The following is a 539-nucleotide window of genomic DNA, read 5'->3' on the forward strand; positions in this document are numbered from 1 at the left end:
TATTCGGGCGGCCGCGGGCTGGTCAACCAGAACACCCGCTGGGCCCAGGCCGGCTACGCGCACTTCATCATGGACACTCGGGGCCAAGGCTACGGCGGTGTTTCGGGTGACACCCCGGACCCGCACCCTTCGGCCGGCGGGAACAACTACGCAGGGCTCATGACCCGCGGAGCCGATCACCAGGATAACTACTATTTCCGCCGGGTCTACGTGGACGCGTTCCGGGCCGTGGAAGCGGCACAGAGCCATCCCGCCGTCGACCCTTCCAAGGTAGTCCTGTCCGGCGTCAGCCAAGGCGGCGGCATTACCGTTGCGGCCGCGGGGCTCACGGCAGGAAGGCTCGACGGCGTCATCGCCGCGCTCCCTGACGTCCCCTTCCTGCAGGACTTCCCTCGCGCGATCGACATCACCCCGCGCGGCCCGTACCCGGAAATTGCCGGGTTCCTGGGGCGTCACCGCGACAAATATGAGCCGATGCTGGCGGTGTTCAACTACTTCGACGGCGTGCACCTGGGCCGTGCTGCCACCGTGCCTGCACT

At 67.5% G+C, this 539-nt stretch carries 1 protein-coding gene; it reads left to right on the top strand.

What is annotated here, in order from left to right; translation table 11 throughout:
* Positions 1–539 (top strand): acetylxylan esterase (locus HP499_RS24800; RefSeq protein ID WP_172326647.1); only part of this gene is annotated, 539 nt, incomplete at both ends.

The organism is Paenarthrobacter sp. CM16 (genome assembly GCF_013179505.1).
Lineage (GTDB): Bacteria > Actinomycetota > Actinomycetes > Actinomycetales > Micrococcaceae > Arthrobacter.